We start from the raw sequence: 20,643 nt of genomic DNA on the forward strand, positions 1-20,643 counted from the left end.
CGTACTTCCCGCCCCCGCCGCGCGGTCAATCCACCCAAGTTAAGGATTTTCCAACCTTTTAACATGGTTTTTGGGCCATGTGCTTGTGCGGCTTCGGCCTGGCTTTGCGTGTTTTGGATAGATTTTCCCTATGGACGTATGTCCGTTTCGCAATCAGGCGCAGCACCTCGCGCAGTAACTTCGCCACCTTTTTTCCGAGCAGGAGGGCCGGCAACAATGGTTTGAGGGCGGTATGCGCATAGGCGTGGTTGATGCGCTCGGCTGCGCGCAGGTCGGCGCTGTCGTGGGCTGTCAAGGCCGCCAGGGTTTGCAAGTTATCGCACATGATTTTGGCGGCGACGTCCTGCACCACGGCTTGCTGGGACAGGCCGGACACATGCTCCAAATTGAGTCGATGCTTGAGCCGCTTGAAGGCTTCCTCGATACGCCAGCGCTTGTGGTAGAGGTCGCCGAAGCCGTCGGCGGGAAAGCGCGCGCTGTCGAACAAATTGGTCATCAACACCCGCACCTTGCCGTTCGGCGCGACATGGCGGACGAGGCGCNCCTGCTGGGGTTCTCGGGGGCATTCATAATCGTCGGCGTCGCGCCGGTCGGGCGCGCGCAGCATGACGAGCTGCTCGCTCAGACCGGAGCGCAGGAAGTCGCGCACGCAGGGAAAGCCGCCGTTGCCGGCCTTCTCGACGCGCATGCAGAACGCAATGTGACGATGTTTGAGCAGCGATACCAGCCATCGGGACGGGTAGCCCCGGTCGAGCAGCAGAAGATCGGTGCCGGAAAGCCGGTCCAGGTGTTCGACCAGCATTTGCCGCTCGCCGCAGTCCTCGATGCCGTGCAGCGAGGCCGCAAGCATCAACTCCGCGCCGGGAAGGAACAGGCCGAACAGGATTTGATCGGCCAGCGCGGCGCGCTTGACGTGGCTCGCGCGCAAGCCGAAGCGCATGGTCGAAGCATCAGCGGCGACCAAACGCAGGCCGCGCCAGCGCGGCACAAATCCGTGGTACTCGGCGCGTGCGACCAGCCAGTCGTTGAGCAGGGGAATGGCCGTCAGAGACAGCTTGACGCGCGCCTGGGCGAACGCCTGCTCAGACACCTTGCGCACCAATTGCGCACGTTGCTGCAGATGGGCGAAGAATACGTCGAGCTCGGCTTGGACGCTCATGCGCATACCGGTAAGCATCAACGCGACCAGCGCCGGCAACGGCAATTTTCGCTGGCGGGAAAATGCGGCGGGGTGTTCAATATGTCGGGCCGTCAGAAGGAATTCGACGGACTGCAAATGCGCGGCAAGATCGTTGAACAGTGCGGCAAGGGACATGGCGGCCAATGAGGTAAAAAATCTCACTGGCCGCGCCCTACCTCACTGGCATGTCAAGCTTTTTATTGTATTTCGCTCTACTTTTAAAGAAAAATTCTTAACTTGGGTGGATTGGCCGCGCGGTGGGGGCAAACGGCGGCGGGCCCATCCGGTGCGCATGCCGTTATATACTTCGTTATATATCGATCCTTCACCTCTGGAGTTCCCATGTTCCGCCTGACCGCCTTACTGATCGCCCTCGCCGCCGCCAATATCGCCCACGCCGATGAGGTGCAGGTCGCCGTCGCCGCCAATTTCGCCGCGCCGATGAAAGACATCGCCGCCCGCTTCGAACAGGACACCGGCCACAAGGTGCTGGCCTCGTTCGGCGCCACCGGCAAGTTCTACGCGCAAATCAAGAACGGCGCGCCGTTCGAGGTGCTGCTGGCCGCCGACGACGACACCCCGGCCAAACTGGAAAAGGAAGGCGCCGCCGTGCCGAACAGCCGCTTTACCTATGCGATCGGCAAGCTGGTGCTGTGGAGCGCGCAGGCTGGCCTGGTCGACGACCAGGGCGAGGTGCTGAAGAAAGGCGGCTTCGAGCACCTGTCGATCGCCAACCCGAAGCTGGCGCCATACGGCGCGGCGGCGGTGGAGGTGCTGCAAAAGCTCAAGCTGTACGGCGCGCTGGAAGCCAAGTTTGTGCTGGGCGAAAGCATTTCGCAAACCCACCAGTTCGTCGCGTCCGGCGCCGCGCCGCTGGGTTTTGTCGCCATGGCGCAGGTGTACGAGGGCGGCAAGCTGAAATCCGGCTCGGCCTGGGTCGTGCCGGGCAAGCTGCACAGCCCGATCCGCCAGGACGCGGTGGTGCTGGACAAGGGCAAGGGCAAACCGGCCGCCGAGGCGTTTCTCGCCTACCTGAAGGGCGACAAGGCGAAAGCCGTGATACGCTCCTACGGTTACGACCTCTAAAACCCGCTACATGCTCACTCCCGAAGACTGGGGCGCCATCTGGCTGACCTTGAAGCTGGCGACCCTCGTCACGGCGCTGTTGCTGTTGCTGGGAACGCCGGTGGCGTGGTGGCTGGCGCAAACGCGCTCGCGCTACAAAAGCCTGGTGGGCGCGGTTGTCGCGCTGCCGCTGGTGCTGCCGCCGTCGGTGCTGGGCTTCTACCTTCTGGTGACGATGGGGCCGAACGGCCCGATCGGCCACCTGACCCAGACGCTGGGCATCGGCCTGCTACCGTTCACCTTCCCCGGCCTGGTTATCGGCTCGCTCGTGTATTCGCTGCCCTTTGTCGTGCAGCCGCTGCAAAACGCCTTCGAGGCGATCGGCAGGCGCCCGCTGGAAGTGGCCGCAACCCTGCGCGCCGGTCCGCTGGACACCTTCTTCTCGGTGGTGCTGCCACTGTCCAAACCCGGCTTCATTACCGCCGCCACGCTCGGCTTCGCCCACACGATAGGCGAGTTCGGCGTGGTGCTGATGATAGGCGGGAACATCCCGAACAAGACGCGCGTCGTCTCGGTGCAAATTTACGGCCACGTCGACGCCGCCGAATACGCCCAGGCGCACTGGCTGGCCGGCGGCATGCTGGCCTTCAGCTTCGTCGCGCTGTTACTGCTGTACGCCTTTAATCCGACCCGGAAGACCCCATGAGGCGACAACCATGAGCCAGCCGCCCGCCATCCGCGCGCGCTTCAACGTCGACCGCGACGGCTTCGCCATGCGGGCGCAACTGGATTTGCCGGGGCGCGGCGTCACGGCGCTGTTCGGCCACTCCGGCTCCGGCAAGACCACGCTATTGCGCGCCGTCGCCGGCTTGGAGCGCCACGCCGGCGGCTACCTGGAAGTCAACGGCGAGACCTGGCAAGACGACGCCGCCGGGCTGTTCGTGCCGACCCACCGGCGCGCGCTGGGCTATGTATTCCAGGAGGCCAGCCTGTTCCCGCACCTGTCGGTGCAGGGAAACCTCGACTTCGCCCGCCGGCGCGCCGGCGCCGCCGACGGCGACAAGGTGATGGCGCAGGCGCTGTCGCTGCTCGGCATCGGCCACCTGCTGGCGCGCCGCAGCACCGAGCTGTCCGGCGGCGAGCGCCAGCGCGTGGCGATTGCCAGGGCGCTGCTGACCAAGCCGCGCCTATTGCTGCTGGACGAACCGCTGGCGTCGCTGGACGGCAAGCGCAAGGAGGAAGTGCTGCCCTATCTGGAGCGCATCCACGGCGAGCTGGCGATCCCGATGCTGTACGTCAGCCACTCGATCGACGAAGTGGCGCGCCTGGCCGACCACGTCGTGCTGCTCGACGGCGGCCGCGTGCTGGCCAGCGGGCCGGCCGCCGACACGCTGGCGCGGCTGGACTTGTCGGCGGCGCTGGCCGACGACGCCGGCGCGCTGGTCGAAGGCGTCGTCGACGGCTTCGACGCGCCCTACCAACTGCTGCGCCTGCGCGCGGCCGGCGGCACCATGCACATCGCGCACCAGGAACTGGCGCCGGGCGCCCGGCTGCGGCTGCGCATCCTGGCGCGCGACGTCAGCCTGACGCTGGCGCCGCAGAGCGACAGCTCGATCCTGAACCAGCTGCGCGCCACGGTGGCGGCCGAGTGGCCGGCCAACGACCCGGCGCACGTCATCGTCAAGCTCGACGCCGGCGGCACGGCGCTGCTGGCGCGCATCACGCGCCGCTCGCGCGACCTGCTCGCCCTGGAAACCGGCAAACCGGTCTGGGCGCAGGTCAAGGCGGCCGCGCTGCTGTCGATGCACTGACAACCGACGCCGCCATGGCGAGACCTGGCCCCGGGGTTGGTTGCGTGGCGTGGCGGCAAGCTGCCGGCGTTATAATATTCGTTCCCATGTTCAAGGTGTTTCAATGACGATCAGGATCGACTTAAAACTGCGGCTGCGGCGCGACGACGACGTGGCCATGGGCCCCGGCAAAGCGGACCTGCTCGACGCCATCGCGCAGACCGGTTCGATCAGCGCGGCGGCGCGCAGCATGGACATGTCTTACCGCCGCGCCTGGCTGCTGGTGGACGTCATGAACCGCAGTTTCCGCGAACCGCTGGTGCGCGGCGCGGCGGGCGGCGTGCAGGGCGGCGGCGCCAACGTCACGCAAGCGGGCCTGCAGGTGCTGGCCCAATTTCGCGCCATGGAAGCGGCGGCGCGCGCCGCCGCGGCAACGCATCTGGACGCGTTGGCGCTGCTGTTGCGCAACGTAGACGACAAGTGACGCAGCGTGCTATATTCGCAAGAATATAACGAAATGGAATTGAAAACCCATGATGTCCTCTATATTTCGCACCTTGACGATGGCCGGCGCGCTCGCCGCCTGCGCGCCGGGCTGCGCCCATGACGCCACGGCGCCGGCCGCGGCAAGCCCAAGCGTCACCGTGTCCGGCGCCGTCGAACGCAAGCTGACGCTGCGCGCCGACGACCTGCGCGGCTACCCGCCGCGGCAAATCAGCGAGCTGCAACTGGCCGGCCGCGACGGCGCCGACGCGGGGAAACCGGTGCATGTGCGCGGCGTGCGCCTGCGCGACATCCTGGAACAGGCCCAAGTCGTCACGCGCGACCACCATACCGTCAAGAAGCTGGCCGTCATCGCCACCGCCGGCGACGGCTACAAGGTGATCTTCTCGTGGAGCGAGCTGTTCAATTCGCAGGTCGGCGACGACGTGCTGGTGCTGTTCGAACGAGACGGCAAGCCGCTGGGCGCCGACGAAGGCCCGCTCGCGCTGATTTCAGGCAAGGACAAGCGTACCGGTCCGCGCCACGTGAAATGGCTGCAAGCCATCGAGGTACGCCAGATCGTCGAATGACGCCTGGCCGGCGGCTGTTTGCCTTATGATGCGAGGCCGCCCGCTGTAGGCGCCTTGAAGCTGGTATCGGGCAGCGGCACGCAATGATGCGTCAACAGCCGGATAAGCGCTTAAAGGTAGCACCTTGGATCAACTACAACAGGGCTTTCTCCTCACCCGCCACTGGCGCGACACGGCCGCCGGCACGGACGTCGAGTTTTGGCTGGCGACCGACGACGGCCCGCGCCACATCCGCCTGCCGGCGCAGTCGTCGGTGGCCTTCATCCCGGCCGAGCAGCGCGAGCTGGCGGAAACGGTGCTGCGCGGCGACCGCGCCTCCGAGCTGCGCCCGCTGGCCCTGAACGATTTCCACCACCGTCCGGTGCTGGGCCTGTATTGCCGGCAGTACCGCCAGTTGCTCAGGCAGGAAAAACGCCTGCGCGAGGTCGGCGTCGACGTCTACGAGGCCGACGTGCGCCCGCCCGAGCGCTACCTGATGGAGCGCTTCATCACCGCGCCGGTGTGGTTCGGCGGCCAGCCCGGCCCCGGCGGCAAGGGGCCGCTGCTCGACAGCCAGCTGAAAGCGGCCCCCGGCTACCGCCCGACGCTGAAGCTGGCCTCGCTGGACATCGAAACCACCGCCCACGGCGAGCTGTATTCGATCGCGCTGGAAGGTTGCGGCCAGCGCCAGGTCTACATGCTGGGGCCGCCCAACGGCGGCGGCGAGGCGCTCGACTTCGACCTGGAGTACTGCGACAGCCATCCACACATGCTGGAGCGGCTGAACCAGTGGCTGGAGCGGCACGACCCCGACGCCATCATCGGCTGGAACCTGGTGCAGTTCGACCTGCGCGTGCTGCGCAAGCACGCCGAGCGCCACCACATGCCGCTGCGCTTCGGCCGCGACGGCAGCGCCATGGAATGGCGCGAACACGGCGGCAAGCAGCAACACTTCTTCGCGGCCGCCGCCGGCCGCCTGATCATCGACGGCATCGAAGCGCTCAAGTCGGCGACGTGGAATTTTTCCTCGTTCAGCCTGGAAAACGTCGCGCAAACCCTGCTCGGCGAAGGCAAGTCGATCGACAACCCCTACCAGCGAATGGCCGAAATCGACCGCCGCTTCGCCGAAGACAAGCCGGCCCTGGCGCGCTACAACCTGAAAGACTGCGAACTGGTCACGCGCATCTTCGCCAAGACCGAACTGCTGACCTTCCTGCTCGAACGCGCCAGCGTCACCGGGCTGGCGGCCGACCGCAGCGGCGGCTCGGTGGCCGCCTTCGAGCACCTGTACATGCCGCTGATGCACCGCCAGGGCTATGTCGCGCCCAACCTCGGCGACGTCGTCGGCGAAAACAGCCCCGGCGGCTACGTCATGGAGTCGCGCTCCGGCCTGTACGACTCGGTGCTGGTGCTCGACTACAAAAGTCTGTACCCGTCTATCATCCGCACCTTCCTGATCGACCCGGTCGGGCTGGTGGTCGGCACCCGCGACGCCAACGCCGACGACGCGGCGAGCGTGCAGGGCTTTCGCGGCGGCCGCTTCGCGCGCGACAAACATTGCCTGCCGGCCATCGTCAAGCAAATCTGGCAGGGACGCGACACGGCCAAGCGCGAACACAACAAGCCGCTGTCGCAGGCGCTGAAAATTATCATGAACGCGTTTTATGGTGTGCTGGGGTCCGACGGCTGCCGCTTCTTCGACCCGCGCCTGGCGTCCTCGATCACGCTGCGCGGGCAGGAAATCATGCACCGCACGCGCGAGTTGATCGAAGAACAAGGCTACCAAGTCATCTACGGCGACACCGACTCCACCTTCGTCTGGCTGAAGCACGCCCACAGCGAGGAACAGGCGAGCGAGATCGGCCTGGCGCTCGCCAAGCATGTCAACCAGTGGTGGGAGCGGCACCTGCGCGAGGAATTCGACCTCGACAACGCCCTCGAACTGCAATTTGAAACCCACTACCGGCGTTTCCTGATGCCGACGATACGCGGCTCCGAGCTGGGCAGCAAAAAACGCTACGCCGGCTTGATCAACAAGCCCGACGGCAGCGAGGAAATGGTCTACAAGGGCCTGGAAACGGTGCGCAGCGACTGGACGCCGCTGGCGCAGCAATTCCAGCAAACGCTGTACCAGCGCATCTTCAAGGGCGAGCCCTACCAGGACTACGTGCGCGACTACGCCAACCGCACCGCCGCCGGCGAGCTCGACGCGCTACTGGTTTACCGCAAACGGCTGCGCCGCCCGCTCGGTGACTATGAGCGCAACGTGCCGCCGCACGTGCGCGCCGCGCGCCTCGCCGACGACTACAACCGGCGGCAAGGACGACCGCTGCAATACCAAAACGGCGGCTGGATACGCTACGTGATGACCACGGCAGGCCCGGAACCGCTGGAAGTCCAGCGTTCGCCGATCGACTACCACCACTACCTGACGCGGCAATTGCAACCGGTGGCGGACGCCATCCTGCCCTTCCTGCGCGACGACTTCACCACCCTGACCAGCCAGCAACACAGCCTGTTCTAAATACGCGCACAAGAAGCAGGCGTGGGCCGGCTTAGCGCAGCGCAAGCCGAGCTTCGTTGGCGCGTCCCCGTGCCCGGACCACAGCCGCGCCGAGCGGGACTTCAAGCAATCGTCCGGCGCCGCACGACATACCGTTGTCTGGATCGTGTTTGTAGTGGATAATTATGCCCATGAACGATACCACCACCCTCCCCCCTTTGCCTGACCGCCTCTCAGTCGATCCACGCAGCCCGCACCACGTCGCCGCCGTGTTCGAACACGACGTCGGCATTAAAATCAACGACAAAGAACGTTTAGACGTCGAGGAATACTGCATCAGCGAAGGCTGGATCAAAATAGCCTCGCTGAAAGCGGTAGACCGCAAGGGCAAGCCCCTGCTGATCAAACTGACCGGCCGAGTCGAAGCGTTTTACAAATAAATCCCTGCCGCTGACGCGCATCCAACGCCGATCCACGTCTTGCAATAGTCGCCTAACATCCTGGCACGAGGCTGACGGAGAACCGTCCAAGCCGCCAAGCTCGTGCCAGCGACTACAACATTTATTTCCCCTTCACAAACGCCTCCACCTCATCGAGCGTAGGCCCGAGCCGGCGCAACGGCACGGCGATCGATCCGACCAGAGTGGTATGGCTGACGCCGTCGAAATAACGCTCGGTGACGGCGACGCCGTTTTCCCGCAGCTTGCGCGCCAGACCACCGGTGTTACGCTTTGGATTCACCAGATCGTCGTTGACCGGCGCAATCAGCAAGGTGCGCGGCGCGGACGCGCTGACATGGCTCACCGGCTGCGAATCCAATGGCGTGTTCGGAAAATGGAAAACCGGGCGCGTCGTCTTGTTTTCAATCGGAATAAAGTCATACGGCCCGGCCAGGCCGATCAATCCACTCAACATCGACGGTTTCATGCCGAACTTGGCCAGGCGGCGCGGGTCCAGCGCCACCATGGCGGCGTTATACGCGCCGGCGCTGTGGCCCATCACAAACAAACGAGCCGGGTCGCCGCCGTAGCGCGCAATGTCGCGCGCGGTCCACGCCACGGCGGCGCTGGGGTCGTCGAGCAGGGTCGGATAACTCACCTCGGGATACAGTCGATAGTCGGGAATGACGGCGATGATGCCGCGCGAAGCCAGCGCCCGCCCGACAAATGCGTAGTCGGCGCGGTTGCCGTCGACCCAATTGCCGCCGTAAAAGAAGACGACGACCGGGGCCGTGCCGTCGACGTGTTCGGGAAGATAGATATCGAGTTTGTTGCGCGGACCGGCAGCGTAGGCGACGTCTTTGCTGCTGCGCGTGTCGCCCGCCGGTGACAGCGCGTTCAGGACGGTGATCGGCGAGCAGGCGGTGACGGCGCAGACAGCGACGGCCATCAGGGCCAGGACGCTCAAGGCGGCGGGGATTGTATTCATATTGAGCCGGTAAATGGAGGATGCACGATTATATCGGCGCGCTGTGTCCGACGGCCAAGCTTACTTAACGACAGGCAAAAAAATGCCGCCGGGATCACCCACCGGCGGCGCTGTTTGCGAGCCGGGTAGACTCGCTGCGGGAATCATCGAAAAATTAGAACGAGAATGATGATCAAAAGGATAGTGCCGGCGCCAATGTACATGGTAAATCTCCTGTGAGTGAATGATAAAAGTACAGCGTCGAGCGGCAAAAAAGGTTGTGTTCGCCGTATCGATGTTGCAGTGATACGCTTGCCGCCAACAATTACAAAGGCGGATCTTGATAGGCTTTGGTGCCGTAATAGGCATGCAACTCACTGACCCAAGCTGCATCGCTCATGTCCGGCCAGGCATCCTTTGCAAATCCTGGCGCGTTGACCAGATGTTCTTTCTCGACGTTCAGTATGAAGCGCTCGTTGATGGTGTCGAGGACCAGGGCCGTCCATGGCACCGCGAACAATTTGTCGCCCATGCCCAGGAATCCGCCGAACGACATGACCGCGTAGGCCACTTTTCCGGTACGCATGTCGAGCATGATTTCCTTGATTGCACCCAGGTCGACGTCTTCATGGTTGAAGACCGCGTTGCCGATCAAGGTATCGGCGCCCATCAAATGCGGACCCGGGCCTTGGTGGTTTGTATAGATGCCGAAAATGTCTTTTTCTAAATAGCTCATGTGGAATCTCCTGTAAGTGCCCAAGAGTAAGCCGCTGCGCCGTGCTGGTCCGTACGGCGCCGAACATATGGAGGTTTTGTCGCGATTTGCCCGAGCGGGAGGCTATTTCACATCCGGGCGCAATCGGACCTGGCCCGAACGCGGACTTGCCCCAGCCTCCGCCTTCAGAGGCAAACGCTGTCCGTGATTTTGGTGGTAGAAGGACGGCCGGTGGCGCTGATCCGCACCACGCGCTGCTGCGTTCCCACGCTGGGAGTGGCCCGACAGACCGTCAGCGATGCCGCCGTCGCACCAGTGCCGCTGGGCTCGAACGTAATACTGCGTAATCCACCGGCCTCGGTAATTTTCCAGCCCGCCTTGGCGGCGCGCTGATACTCGATCACCAGCGTACCGCTGCCGGCGCTATCGCAGGCGACTTGGTCGGAGGTGCTGCATGTTACCAGCCAGCCCTGTTCCCAGCCGCCGCTGCCGCAACTGGCGCCGTCGGCCGACACGCACAGCGACACCGGCGCGTTGCGCTTGATTGCTTCGCTACGCGCCAGCATGGTGCTCGCCATCAGATTGTTCGCGTACTGCGTCGCTGTCGAATTCATGATCATACCGTTGTAGGCGGGCGTCGCCGCTGCCAGCAGGATGGCCAGGATGGCGACCGAGACCATCAGTTCGACCAGCGAAAATCCGGTTGGTACGCCCAGTTGCCCGCCGCGGCGCAGACGGTTCGGACTCATTTTTGCAAATACCAGTAGACCCTGCGTTTGGAATTCGACTTGATCAAGCCGCTAGGAACACCGTTTTCCTGCGACTGGATCGACGATTCGGTGCTGCAGCCGATACAGATCGATTTCTTGGTGGTGCAGTCCCTGTTGATACAAACGTCGATTTTTTCCGGCGGCGGCGGCAAACCACCGCCGGTGACGACCGCGTTGCAGGTGGTGCCGGGCGTGGGCGCCGCGTCTGTCACGCCAAGGTTATAGACGTGGGTGGTGCCGAGGTTCGACGCGCAGGAACCTGCCACCGGCACAGCCGGCATGTGGGTGGAGAACGTTGTCACCCCAAACCGGGTGGAAGCCGGCGTTACCACTTTTTCAGTTGCGCGCAGCCCCAGCATCCATCCCTTGCCGGTGGCGACGCCGCCGGCGCCGAGGCCGCAGGTTCCGCTGGCGGTGCCGGCGCTGGTGAGCGAATTGAGGCAGATCAAAGACTGTCCAGGGCAATTGACGGCAGCTTCGGCCGGCAACCAGCCCGTGTCGGACGGTTTGTCCTTGATTTTGAAAAAATAGTCGACCACCGCCGAGGTGTGCGGGAAATAGGCGCTGCCGAGCGGTTTTTCACGGTCACCCGAACCCACATACAGGCTGTAGCTGCCGTCGGACTCGGGAACGACGCTGGGCGCGAACATGAATTTTCGGTTGTCGGTGCAGCTGGTGGCGGTGCTGCAACCGAGCGAAGCGATCTTCAGAATAGTCCACGACGCCGGCGCCAGCGTATCGATGGTGACGCGGTAAATATTACCGCCGAGGTCGGCGGCATAGGCGTACTTGGCGTAGCCCCCCGGACCCGGGACGATCTTGACGTCGCCGACGACGCCGCGATCGGTGTTCAGCGACACCAGCACCGCGCCGGTAGCGGCGTCCAGCACATAGATCTTGTGGCCTTTCGAGGTGCTGGTGCAGGTGTTCTGATCGGCGTCTTCGCACTCGTCGTAACCGCCGCCCATAATCAGCATCGGCGCGGCGCCGCCGAAATAGCCGCTGGCCCTGACCGGCTGTGGCGACGACCAGGTCTGGCCCATGCCGGCGGTGCCGGTGGTGCAACTGGTATCGGCGCTGCCGGAGCAGCCGCCCTTCCACTTCAACGACGGGCTGGCCGCGATCGACACGTCGAAAGAATACACCGCACGGCCACCGCGCCGCATGCCGGCGTAAATCCACGTGGTCGCGCCGGTTTTATAAGCCGAAATCGGGCCGTCGATGCCGAACGGCTTCGCGCTGCCGCTGACGACGCCGCCGACTGGCGGGGTGACGCTGACGTTCGGCGAATTGTTGCGTAAGCGCTTAACGTTGCCGATAAACTCGGGCGGCATGAACGCCCACAGCTCCGCGCCGGCATTGGCCGAGCCGTTCGCGGCGGTCTGGTTGCCGTTGATCGCGTGAAGCATGCCATCGTTGCTGCCGTAAAACACCACCACGTTCGAGCCGTAGCTGAGTGCGAGCGGGTTGGAGTGGATGACGTCGCTGTGCGCCGACGGCCGCATCTCCGTCGTTGTCTTCGACAAGTCGCCATCGACGTTCTGTCCGCGCGCCCACTGGATCAGGGTATCGCGTTCGGCGCTGTCGGCCGCGCCCAGCGCGGCGGTACTGACGTTGGTGCTATTAAAGTCGAGCAAGGCGTTGCAATTCGTTGCCGAGCAGGTCTTCACCACGCGCGAGGCGGCGCTCTGCGCGCGCAGCACGTAGCCGGCAGCCCCCTTCTCGACGATATTGCCGTCGGGGCTGTTCGACTGCGCGTACAGATCCGCCGCCGAACCGGGCGGCGGAATGCATTTTCCCTTCGGATCGTTCACCCAATACGCGTCCGGGCTGCTTTTGGACGGCGTCCAGTAACTGCGCGCGCACTCCGAGATGAAGCCGGTTTGGGTGTTGATGGCCGGGGCGGAATCGGCATCGACGAGCGTGCTTGCAGCGCCCAGCTGGTATTGCTTCAGGTTGCCCATCCAGCGCGGCTTGGAGTCGGGGTCCGGGCGGAACATGCCGACGTAGAGCTGGTTGAGGTAGGCGCCCTGGACGTTGGCGCTGGCCGGCAAGCTCACCGCCGCGAACACGCTGTTCACCGATTGAATCTTGGACAAGGCGTCATTGATCGAGCTGGCAATGGCCGCGCTGCCGCCGACGCTGCTGACGGCGGTGTAGTTGCTCAGGCCCGACATGCTTTTGAGCAGCGCCGTCCAGCCCGGCCCCTGGCCGCTGGCGCCAGGATCGACGTCAATGGAATAGGTGACGATTTGGAACGCGCTTTTTTTCATGAAACGCGCCCATTCGTCGCTCGGATTGCTTTGCGAGCCACTTGGCGAAATAGGGATTTGCGCGACCGCGTTGGCGCCGGCGGTGCCGCCGCCGGCGGCGGAAGAGAGCAAGCCGTTGGCGATCGTATCTTTGCTGCTGCTTTCCTGATTGGGGCCGTTACTGATATAGATGATGTAATTCTTGGCACAACTGCCCGACGCCACCGGCGACAGGTAGTTGGCCGCGCCGAAGGAGCTCAGGGCATTGCCGCCGAGCGCGTAAATGGCCGTGCTTTGGCTGGTGCCGCCCACGTTGCCGAGATAGTCGGTCTTGGTTTTTTGATTGCCCGAATAGGCGGCGCCGCCGGAGAAGTAAGCGTAGGCCTCGGCCATGGAAACACCCGAAGCGCCCGAGTTGCCCTTGTCGGCAAGCCTGTCGAAGCTATTCACCAGCGCTTCATACTTGAGCTTGTTGGCGCCGTTCATGGTACGGATGGCCGCCCGCACATAGCCGCCGGCTTGGCCGCCGTTGCCGCCGCCGCTTTCGGTGGCCAGCATGATACCGATATTGAACTTATTGACCGGCAGGTTGTGCAAGGTATTGGCCAGCGCGGCCATCTCGTTGGTGAAGGCAGTGTTCCAGTTTGCCGTGTTGTCGATAATAAACAATACGTTCGGCAAGTCGGCCGCCACCGCGCTGCCGAGATTGGTATACAGGTCCAGGTCGGTCGCCGACGTGGCCAGAGGTAGCGCAAGCAGTGCCGTCGCCAGTACGCCTTGAATCAGGGAATGCGTCATGTTGATTTCCTATAACTGGGTCAGGCACAAGGCGAGCCGGGAGCCGGCGGACAGGCGGCGTTGCATTGCGCCTGTGAGATCGATCTGCCGATTCCTTGGCGGATGCGCACGCGCGTGCCGCTCGTCCCGGTTGCGGTAGCGTCCAGTTCCCAGACGACGTTGTAGACGGTCGAGACGGTCGGCGCGCAGATCGTCAGCCCTTCCGCGTTGGTTGGGCATTCACTGTCAGGCGGCCTGGGCAAGCTCGTGGGTGCGGCCCTGACGCATACCGGCATGGCAATATCGACAACGTAATCCTGGGTGCCGTTGTTGTCGATATCGATGCTGAACTGGTCGGCCGAGGGCGGCGTGCCGAAATCCCAGGATCCGACAACCTGCTCCATGGCCTTGTTGGCGGCGGCGATCGCCTCGTTGCGCGACTGCATATTGTTGACCGCTTTCAAGTTTGTCGAGCTGAAACGAAAGGCCGTCGTCACCATCAGCGTGATCAGTATCAGCATGATCAAGCCCACCACCAGGACGGCCCCGCCCTGCCTGGCCCGCATTGAGGAATGTTTCATTGCGGCGTCTCCCGCCGGCTTGAAATGGTTGTCAGACGGACCGTGGTGCTGAACAAATGGCGCTTGTAATGGTCGTTGAACGGACCGGCCAGGCTGGCCGCCGGGCAACTACCGTCGGCCGCGATACTGGTCAGGCAATAGGTTTTGCTATCGGTGTAGTCCGGGCTCGGTTCGGTGTTACGCACCAGCACGAACAACTGGGCGGCAACGACGTTGGCCAGTTGCGCTACCGTGCACGGCGCGGCGGTGGTGCAGCGCACGAACCGGTCGGGATTGCCGTCGCCGCGGTTGGTGGGCAGGGAATTGCGGGAGGCGTCGGCGTTCAACACGCAGGTGGACGGATCGACTTTGGCGACCGCCGCCGTGTAGTCGACCGCCGTGCCGAGGCCACAGCGCGACACGACGTTGTCGATGCCCAGTTCGACGGCGAAGCGCTCGATGCCCTCGACCAGCGCTTCGGGGGCCTGGTGCGCCAGCGCCGGCGCGCCGGCGGGGTCGAACACCGAGCGCACCAAGGTCGGCACGCCATCGCCGGCGGTGTGGGAATAGTCGCGCACGTAGTACATCGTCGAGACAAACTTGCGTTTGCTTGCCAACGGTGCGGCCGAGCAATCGGCGCCGCGGCCGTGCAGCGTGAAGTTACTCGTTGCCAGCAAATGTTCCACAATGGTGTAGGTGGTGGTGGCGTCCGGCGTCGTGGTCCAGGCCGACGCCACCGTTGCCACGGCGGTGCCGCCGTTGTAGCTGGAGACCACCCGGCTTTGGCCGGCGCCGGTGCCACCGGTAGTGCGTATGGTCATGCCACTGTAGGCGTTGTCGGTCGCCGACGTCGTCGTCGTATCGGACGGCAGCGCCAGCGCGATGGTCATGGTGGTGTTGCCGCTCGCCCGGGCGGTGCCGGCGGTGCCGGCACCGCACAGCGAGTTCTGGAAATACAGCTTGCCGGTCGTGTCGGCGTCGCAGTTGGCCTCGCCCGGTGCGCAGGTGGCGGCGTGACGCACCACCAGTACGTCGGTATTGGCGCGCTTGCTGCCCAACACACAGGTGCCGGGCGCGGCGTCGCCGCTCTGGACCGGAATACCGATCAGGCTTTGGATATAGGAAAAGTTCCAGTTGCCTGCGTTGTGGGCCAGGCAGGGATCAGGCACCACGTCCGGCGTATCGTTAGGCACGCCGGTCCAGTTGACGTCATCGAACTGGGGCACGAACTGGCTCCAGAAGCCGGCGTGCACCAGGTCGTTTTCCAGCAACTGCACGGCAAAGCGGCCGTTCTCGATCTGGCTGTTGGACTTAATCATCTCGTTGTTCGACCTCGACACGTTAATGAACATGGCGCTCAGCGCGACCAGAATCAACAGACTAATCGTCACCGACACCATCAGCTCGACCAGCGAAAAGCCGCCATGATGGCGCCGCTCGGCAAGCGCGGGCAAGACAGGATAGAGGTGCTTCATAGCGGGGCAATCCGGACGATGGTGGTGACGGTGCGGCGGCAAGCGTCGGCCCTGCACGTCGATGCGGCGGCGCCGTCGTACAAATCCTTACCGCACGCCACGCTTGCCGGCGGCGCCGACACGGCCTCCAGTCCCTGCCAAGCGACCGTGATCATGTATTCGTTGCCGCCAAGACTTTCGACGCAGCCGCGACCGCCAATCATCACGCCAACTTTGCTGGTTCCTGATTTTTCGGCCGCGCCTTGCAGGGCGCCGCACCACTGGCGCGCATCGCGCTGTTGCAAGGTGGCAGAGGTGGTCGGGCAAGTCATGCCGGCGCCCAGCGGCGCCGTCGCGCCGGTCAAGTAATCGGCGGCGAAATTGCGGTTCACTTCAAAGCGGCGCGCCATGTCCTCCAGCAGAATCATCGCCTGGACACGCTGGTAACTCTCCATTTCCGATATATGCATCCGTATTTGCAAGCCCGCCAGTCCTAACAGGCCCATGGCCAGAATCACGATCGTCACCAGCACCTCCAACAAGGTGCTGCCGCCCTGCGAACGATGGTGGCCGTAGGGGCGCATACCTACCACTTCGCCGCTGGCAATTTGACGCCGGTGTTGCTGAGCGACAGCGGGCCGTCGGCCCGTTGCGCGCCGATTGCGGTGAAGCTAATGGTGAAGCCGGGCAGTCCGGCGCTGGTGGTGGTGACGTCGTAGGTGTAATTTGCCGCCACATCGGCGGGCAAGGTAAAACCGTTGGCCACCAGGGTCGCCTTGTCCGCGTACGCGCGATTGGCCAGCATGAACTGCTCTTCGCGGTTGGCCATATCCAGCATTTGCGCCTGCGCCGCGGCACGCTTCCCACGCAACACGTGTTGTGTATACGACGGTATGGCGATGGCTGTCAGGATGCCTATGATGACGAGGGCGATCATCAGTTCGACCAAGGTAAATCCGCGCTGCGCGCCGCCTGCTGCTGGCAATTGCTTCTTCATGACTAGCCTCCTGATGAGGGGATGCCGATGACCAGTTCGATTGCTAAAAAACTTCTCCAGCCCGACTGGCTTTTTCCCGTAAGAAACAATATCACAGGGAGCTGACATTTTCCTGAAGAAATACTGACAAATTCCTGACAACGACGAATTCGCTCGCGGCAGCAGCGGCAGCAGCGGCAGCAGCGGCAACAGCCTCCCGCCGATAGCGGTCGGCCCGCGCAAGGTCGATCAACGGCGGCACCCGGCGCCGGCGCCTATTTGACGCGCTGCTTCTCCAGCTTGCGCGCCAGCGTGCGCCGGTGCATACCCAACCTGCGCGCCGTCTCGGAAATATTGAAGTCGGTTTCCGCCAGCATCTTGTGGATGCGCTCCCATTCCAGCGTCTTGATCGACGTCGCGCGGTTCGTCAAGTCGACGTCGACCTCGCTGACGGCGACGCCGCTGCCGCTCATCTGCCCGAAGGCTTCCTCGATGTCGTCGGTGTTGGACGGCTTGGCCAGGTACTGGCAAGCGCCCAGCTTGATGGCGGCGACCGCCGTGGCGATGCTGGCGAAGCCGGTCAACACCACGATCAGCATGGCCGGGTCGTGCTTGTGCAGCAATTCGACGCAGGCCAGCCCGGACGTGGTGCCCTTCAGCTTCAGGTCGACGACGGCGTAGCCGGGCGTGTGCCGCAGCAGTACGGCGGCGGCCTCGTCGAGGTTTTCGGCGAACAGCACGCGGTAGCCGCGCCGCTCGAACGAGCGCCCCAGCGTGCGCGCGAAGGCGGCGTCGTCCTCGATCAGCAATAGCAGGCGTTCAGTCGACATGGGCGTCCTCCGCCAGTCGGATCGCCGCCAGCGGCAGCGTCAATTCGACTTGCGCGCCGCCCCCGGCCAGGTTGTGCGCCGTGACGGTGCCGCCCAGGGTGCGCGCGACGTTGACCACCAGGAACAGCCCGAGGCCGCCGCCCGGCCTGCCCTTGCTCGATTGGTAGGGTTTGCCGAATTGCGCCAGCATCGCCGGCGCGAAACCGCGGCCGACGTCGCTGATCGACAGGATCAAGGAATCGGCCTCGCGCTTCGCTTCCAGCTTGACCCACTTGGGCGACGCCTCCAAGGCGTTGTCGAGCACGTTGCAAATCATTTGTTTCAGGGCCGAGTCGAACACCACCGGCAGATCCTGCTCGATGCGGTTTTCGTAGAGGAAGGTGTCGACCGGCCGGCTGCCGCGCCATTCCTCGGCCAGGTCGTCGAGGAAGATACCGATGGTGGTTTTCACCGACGATTCGCCGCGCGCTTCGCCGGCCGACAGCAGGATGCCGCTGACGATGCTTTTGCAGCGCTTCAGCTGGGCCTGCATTTCGCCGATTTCTTCGATCAATTCGGGGTTTTGGCTGAATTCGGGCATGCGCCGCCAGTCGCCCAGGATCACCGACAGGGTCGCCAACGGGGTGCCGAGTTCGTGCGCCGCGCCCGACGCCAGCAGCCCCATGCGCACGATGTGCTCCTCTTCGGCCGCGCGTTGGCGCAGGTGGGCCAGTTGGGCGGCGCCGGCGCGCTGGTTGCGGGTAATGCGGGTGATGAAGACGACCAGCAAGGCGGCGATCAGGGCGAAGCAGATGAGCACGCCCTGGAGGTACAGGCTGGCGATGCCGCGTTCGGGGTCGAACGGCAGCGCCAGCGGACGGGAGAAGCGCGCCAGCCCCGCCAGGCAGGCGCTGGTGATGACGACGATGGTCCAGGTCGACCAGGCTTCGAGCAGTACGGCGCTGAGCGTCACCTGCAGCAGGAACAGGAAGGCGAACGGGTTGCTGGTGCCGCCGGTCAGGTAGAGCTGGGTGGTCAGGCTGGCGACATCGACCAGCAAGGCGAAGAACAGTTCGCCGTTGGCGACGACGCGCCGTTCATGCCAGCGCAGTTGACTGGCGATGTTGAAGGCGACCAGGCAGGCCAGCACTTGCAGCAATTCCGGCATCGGCAATTTGATGCCGAAGCCCAGGCTGACGCAGGCGATGGTGGTGATTTGCCCGCACACGGCGATCCAACGCAACTGTATTAGTTGGAGCATGTTTTTGTGGCCGGCGGCGTGGCTTGGGGCCGCCGGCGGCGTGGCTGCTTCTTTGCCGCCGTCTGGGGGGGCCGTGGTTTCTTTGTTGCTGTGCATCGTAGCTTTCTTGGTCGGGCAGGTGCTGGGGGCTTGGGGACGCGCCAACGAACGCCGGGTTGCACTGCGCTAACCCGACCGACGGCGCCTCGGATGCCTCATTCCACATTGGCTTGGCGGCGCCGTTCCAGGCGCACGACCCAGACGCAGGCCCCGACCAGCATCATAGCAAGAGCGTACCAAGTTAGCGCGTAGACCAGGTGGTTATTCTGGAAGGCGATGACGGTTAAGCCGCCGACCGGACGTTCCCGCCCCGCCCCGGCCGCCGACTTGGCGTCGGCGTCGATGAAGTAGGGGGCGACGCGCGCGAGTTGGCGCGCGGCGGCGATGGCGGCAACGTCGCGCGAGTGCCAGCGGTTGCCGGCCGCATCGTTTTGCCGCAGGAAGGCGCCGCCCGGCTCGCTGATGCGCAGCAGGCCGGTGACGACGACCGGCTCGCCGGCGGCGGCGCTGGCCGGGTCGCAGACGGCCGGCGCCGCCGTCTGCGCCGCCACGGGGCGCTCGCCGGCGCGCGGCGCGATGAAGCCACGGTTGATGAGGACGATGTTGCCGTCGGCGCCGCACAGCGGCGTCAGCAGCCAGAAGCCGGCGCCCAGCCCGGTGGTTGCCTGCACGCGCACGCTCAGACCATGCAGCAGGGCGCCGGCCACGCGCACGCGGCGGTATTCGTCGCTGGCCGCCGTGACCTGGGACCAGCGCTCGGGGCCGGGCGCGGGCGCCGGGGCGGCGCGCACGCGCTGTTCGACGCGTTCGATCAGCGCCAGTTTCCATTGCAGCCGTTGCAATTGCCAGGTGCCCAGCGCGAGCAAGCCGGCGCAGGCCAGCCCGGCGAGCAGCGCCAGGACGATGCGTAAAAAAGCCGGGCGCGGACGCGCGCGGGCGCCCGGCCCGGCCGGGGTGGCGGCCGGGCCTGTCATTCGGCCGCCGCCGGGTGGCGCACTCATGGCATCGTGCGCGTGTCGCTCATGTCGTGCGGGGTCTCATGCATCATGCCCGGCATCATGTTGTGGTTCAGGTGGTACATGACCCAGATCGAACCGGCCAGCATGATGACGACCAGCATGATGGTGAAGATCAGCGCCAGCATCGACCAGCCACCCTCGGACTTGGTGTTCATGTGCAGGAAGTAGATCATGTGGACGACGATTTGCACGGCGGCGAAGCCGAGCAGCACCAGCCCGGCGGTGCCGGAGTTGTCGAATACCTTGCCCATCACCAGCCAGAACGGGATGGCGGTCAACACCACCGACAGCAGGAAGCCGATGGCGTAGGTTTTCAGGCTGCCGTGGCTGGCGCCGTCCTCGTGGCCGTGGCCGTGGCCGGCGGAATGTTCGTGATGCTCGCTCATGGCAAGACTCCCATCAGGTAGACAAAGGTGAAGACGCCGATCCAGATGACGTCCAGGAAATGCCAGAACATCGACAGGCACATCAGGCGGCGGCCGTTTTCGGGCGTCAAGCCGTGCTTGCCGAGCTGGCACATCAACGTAATCAGCCAGACGATACCGAACGTCACGTGCAAGCCGTGCGTGCCGACCAGGGCGAAGAACGCGGTCAGGAAGCCGCTGCGCTGCGGGCCGGCGCCTTCGTGGATCAGGTGGGCGAACTCGTACAGTTCCAGGCCGAGGAAGCAGGCGCCCAGCACGCCGGTCACGCCCAGCCACAGCAGGGTGCTGCGCAGGCGTTTCTTTTGCATCTCCAGCATGGCGAAGCCGTAGGTGATCGACGAGAACAGCAGGAAGGCGGTGTTCAGCGCCACCAGCGGCAGGTCGAACAGTTCGGCGCCGGACGGGCCGCCGGCGTAGTTGCGCCCCAGCACGGCGTAGACGGCGAACAGGCAGGCGAAGATCAGGCAATCGCTCATCAGGTACAGCCAGAAGCCGAGCAAGGTGCCGTTTTCCGGATGGTGTTCGTGCACGTAGTAGCGCGGGCCGGCGGCGGCGCCGCCCGGGGTGGAGGTGGCAAGTGGGGTCATGG

The 20,643-nt window shown here is 64.5% G+C and carries 22 protein-coding genes; 8 read left to right on the top strand and 14 right to left on the bottom strand.

From position 1 onward, the window contains the following. Nucleotides 1–58: 58 nt before the first annotated feature. Nucleotides 59–1,204 (bottom strand): IS4 family transposase, encoded by a 1,146-nt coding sequence (locus JANGC3_RS0108255; protein ID WP_017876017.1) that lies wholly within the window; start codon nucleotides 1,202–1,204, stop codon nucleotides 59–61. Here JANGC3_RS0108255 and JANGC3_RS33605 point away from each other — a divergent pair. From JANGC3_RS33605 to JANGC3_RS0108295, 8 genes are all read left to right on the top strand, one after another. Continuing rightward, nucleotides 1,148–1,327 (top strand): hypothetical protein, encoded by a 180-nt coding sequence (locus JANGC3_RS33605; RefSeq protein ID WP_232429813.1) that lies wholly within the window; start codon nucleotides 1,148–1,150, stop codon nucleotides 1,325–1,327. The two genes, JANGC3_RS0108255 and JANGC3_RS33605, sit on opposite strands and share 57 nt — an antisense overlap. 195 nt (nucleotides 1,328–1,522) lie before the next feature. Continuing rightward, nucleotides 1,523–2,266 (top strand): molybdate ABC transporter substrate-binding protein, encoded by a 744-nt coding sequence (gene modA, locus JANGC3_RS0108265; protein WP_017876018.1) that lies wholly within the window; start codon nucleotides 1,523–1,525, stop codon nucleotides 2,264–2,266. 10 nt (nucleotides 2,267–2,276) lie between these two features. Next, nucleotides 2,277–2,951: a molybdate ABC transporter permease subunit gene (gene modB, locus JANGC3_RS0108270; RefSeq protein ID WP_017876019.1), complete on the top strand. Its 675-nt coding sequence runs from the start codon at nucleotides 2,277–2,279 to the stop codon at nucleotides 2,949–2,951. A gap of 10 nt (nucleotides 2,952–2,961) precedes the next feature. After that, nucleotides 2,962–4,056 carry a molybdenum ABC transporter ATP-binding protein gene (modC, locus tag JANGC3_RS0108275; protein WP_017876020.1) on the top strand — a complete coding sequence of 365 codons (1,095 nt, stop codon included), beginning with the start codon at nucleotides 2,962–2,964 and terminating at the stop codon, nucleotides 4,054–4,056. A 103-nt stretch (nucleotides 4,057–4,159) separates the two neighbouring features. Beyond that, complete coding sequence (locus JANGC3_RS0108280) at nucleotides 4,160–4,519, top strand: winged helix-turn-helix domain-containing protein (protein ID WP_017876021.1); 360 nt, start codon at nucleotides 4,160–4,162, stop codon at nucleotides 4,517–4,519. 49 nt (nucleotides 4,520–4,568) lie between these two features. Beyond that, nucleotides 4,569–5,108 (top strand): molybdopterin-dependent oxidoreductase, encoded by a 540-nt coding sequence (locus tag JANGC3_RS0108285; protein ID WP_157406530.1) that lies wholly within the window; start codon nucleotides 4,569–4,571, stop codon nucleotides 5,106–5,108. A gap of 124 nt (nucleotides 5,109–5,232) precedes the next feature. After that, on the top strand, nucleotides 5,233–7,611 hold the full coding sequence (locus JANGC3_RS0108290; RefSeq protein ID WP_017876023.1) for a DNA polymerase II: 2,379 nt from the start codon (nucleotides 5,233–5,235) through the stop codon (nucleotides 7,609–7,611). Between the two features lie 170 nt (nucleotides 7,612–7,781). Further along, on the top strand, nucleotides 7,782–8,030 hold the full coding sequence (locus JANGC3_RS0108295) for a DUF3297 family protein (RefSeq protein ID WP_026132719.1): 249 nt from the start codon (nucleotides 7,782–7,784) through the stop codon (nucleotides 8,028–8,030). Between the two features lie 121 nt (nucleotides 8,031–8,151). Here JANGC3_RS0108295 and JANGC3_RS0108300 read toward each other — a convergent pair whose 3' ends face one another. The 13 genes from JANGC3_RS0108300 to cyoC form a co-directional block, all read right to left on the bottom strand. Further along, a complete protein-coding gene (locus tag JANGC3_RS0108300) occupies nucleotides 8,152–9,018 on the bottom strand; it encodes an alpha/beta hydrolase (RefSeq protein WP_051068252.1) in 867 nt (288 codons plus the stop codon). A gap of 304 nt (nucleotides 9,019–9,322) precedes the next feature. Beyond that, entirely contained in the window at nucleotides 9,323–9,733 is a 411-nt protein-coding gene (locus JANGC3_RS0108305) for a PRC-barrel domain-containing protein (RefSeq protein ID WP_017876026.1), read from the bottom strand. 164 nt (nucleotides 9,734–9,897) lie between these two features. Further along, the gene (locus tag JANGC3_RS0108310) at nucleotides 9,898–10,461 is read right to left on the bottom strand and encodes a GspH/FimT family pseudopilin (protein ID WP_017876027.1); all 564 of its coding nucleotides are present in this window, start codon (nucleotides 10,459–10,461) and stop codon (nucleotides 9,898–9,900) included. Further along, nucleotides 10,458–13,532: a pilus assembly protein gene (locus tag JANGC3_RS0108315; RefSeq protein WP_017876028.1), complete on the bottom strand. Its 3,075-nt coding sequence runs from the start codon at nucleotides 13,530–13,532 to the stop codon at nucleotides 10,458–10,460. Before JANGC3_RS0108315 ends, JANGC3_RS0108310 begins: the two co-directional genes overlap by 4 nt. Nucleotides 13,533–13,552: 20 nt before the next feature. Further along, nucleotides 13,553–14,092, bottom strand: a complete 540-nt coding sequence (locus JANGC3_RS0108320; protein ID WP_026132722.1) for a pilus assembly PilX family protein — start codon at nucleotides 14,090–14,092, stop codon at nucleotides 13,553–13,555. Beyond that, the gene (locus JANGC3_RS30720) at nucleotides 14,089–15,546 is read right to left on the bottom strand and encodes a PilW family protein (protein ID WP_017876030.1); all 1,458 of its coding nucleotides are present in this window, start codon (nucleotides 15,544–15,546) and stop codon (nucleotides 14,089–14,091) included. The genes JANGC3_RS0108320 and JANGC3_RS30720 overlap by 4 nt, the downstream gene beginning before the upstream one ends. After that, nucleotides 15,543–16,109, bottom strand: a complete 567-nt coding sequence (locus JANGC3_RS0108330; protein ID WP_017876031.1) for a prepilin-type N-terminal cleavage/methylation domain-containing protein — start codon at nucleotides 16,107–16,109, stop codon at nucleotides 15,543–15,545. Before JANGC3_RS0108330 ends, JANGC3_RS30720 begins: the two co-directional genes overlap by 4 nt. Before the next feature lie 2 nt (nucleotides 16,110–16,111). Next, nucleotides 16,112–16,522 carry a type IV pilin protein gene (locus JANGC3_RS0108335; RefSeq protein WP_035787563.1) on the bottom strand — a complete coding sequence of 137 codons (411 nt, stop codon included), beginning with the start codon at nucleotides 16,520–16,522 and terminating at the stop codon, nucleotides 16,112–16,114. A 254-nt stretch (nucleotides 16,523–16,776) separates the two neighbouring features. Then, nucleotides 16,777–17,331, bottom strand: coding sequence for a response regulator transcription factor (locus JANGC3_RS0108340; protein WP_026132724.1), 555 nt, complete (start codon nucleotides 17,329–17,331; stop codon nucleotides 16,777–16,779). Continuing rightward, a complete protein-coding gene (locus JANGC3_RS0108345) occupies nucleotides 17,321–18,667 on the bottom strand; it encodes an ATP-binding protein (protein WP_017876034.1) in 1,347 nt (448 codons plus the stop codon). Before JANGC3_RS0108345 ends, JANGC3_RS0108340 begins: the two co-directional genes overlap by 11 nt. A gap of 98 nt (nucleotides 18,668–18,765) precedes the next feature. Next, nucleotides 18,766–19,584: an SURF1 family protein gene (locus JANGC3_RS0108350; RefSeq protein ID WP_017876035.1), complete on the bottom strand. Its 819-nt coding sequence runs from the start codon at nucleotides 19,582–19,584 to the stop codon at nucleotides 18,766–18,768. A 23-nt stretch (nucleotides 19,585–19,607) separates the two neighbouring features. Then, nucleotides 19,608–20,015: a cytochrome o ubiquinol oxidase subunit IV gene (cyoD, locus tag JANGC3_RS0108355; RefSeq protein ID WP_017876036.1), complete on the bottom strand. Its 408-nt coding sequence runs from the start codon at nucleotides 20,013–20,015 to the stop codon at nucleotides 19,608–19,610. Then, nucleotides 20,012–20,641, bottom strand: a complete 630-nt coding sequence (gene cyoC, locus JANGC3_RS0108360; RefSeq protein WP_017876037.1) for a cytochrome o ubiquinol oxidase subunit III — start codon at nucleotides 20,639–20,641, stop codon at nucleotides 20,012–20,014. Before cyoC ends, cyoD begins: the two co-directional genes overlap by 4 nt. Nucleotides 20,642–20,643: the final 2 nt, after the last annotated feature.

Source organism: Janthinobacterium sp. CG3, assembly GCF_000344615.1.
Lineage (GTDB): Bacteria > Pseudomonadota > Gammaproteobacteria > Burkholderiales > Burkholderiaceae_D > Janthinobacterium.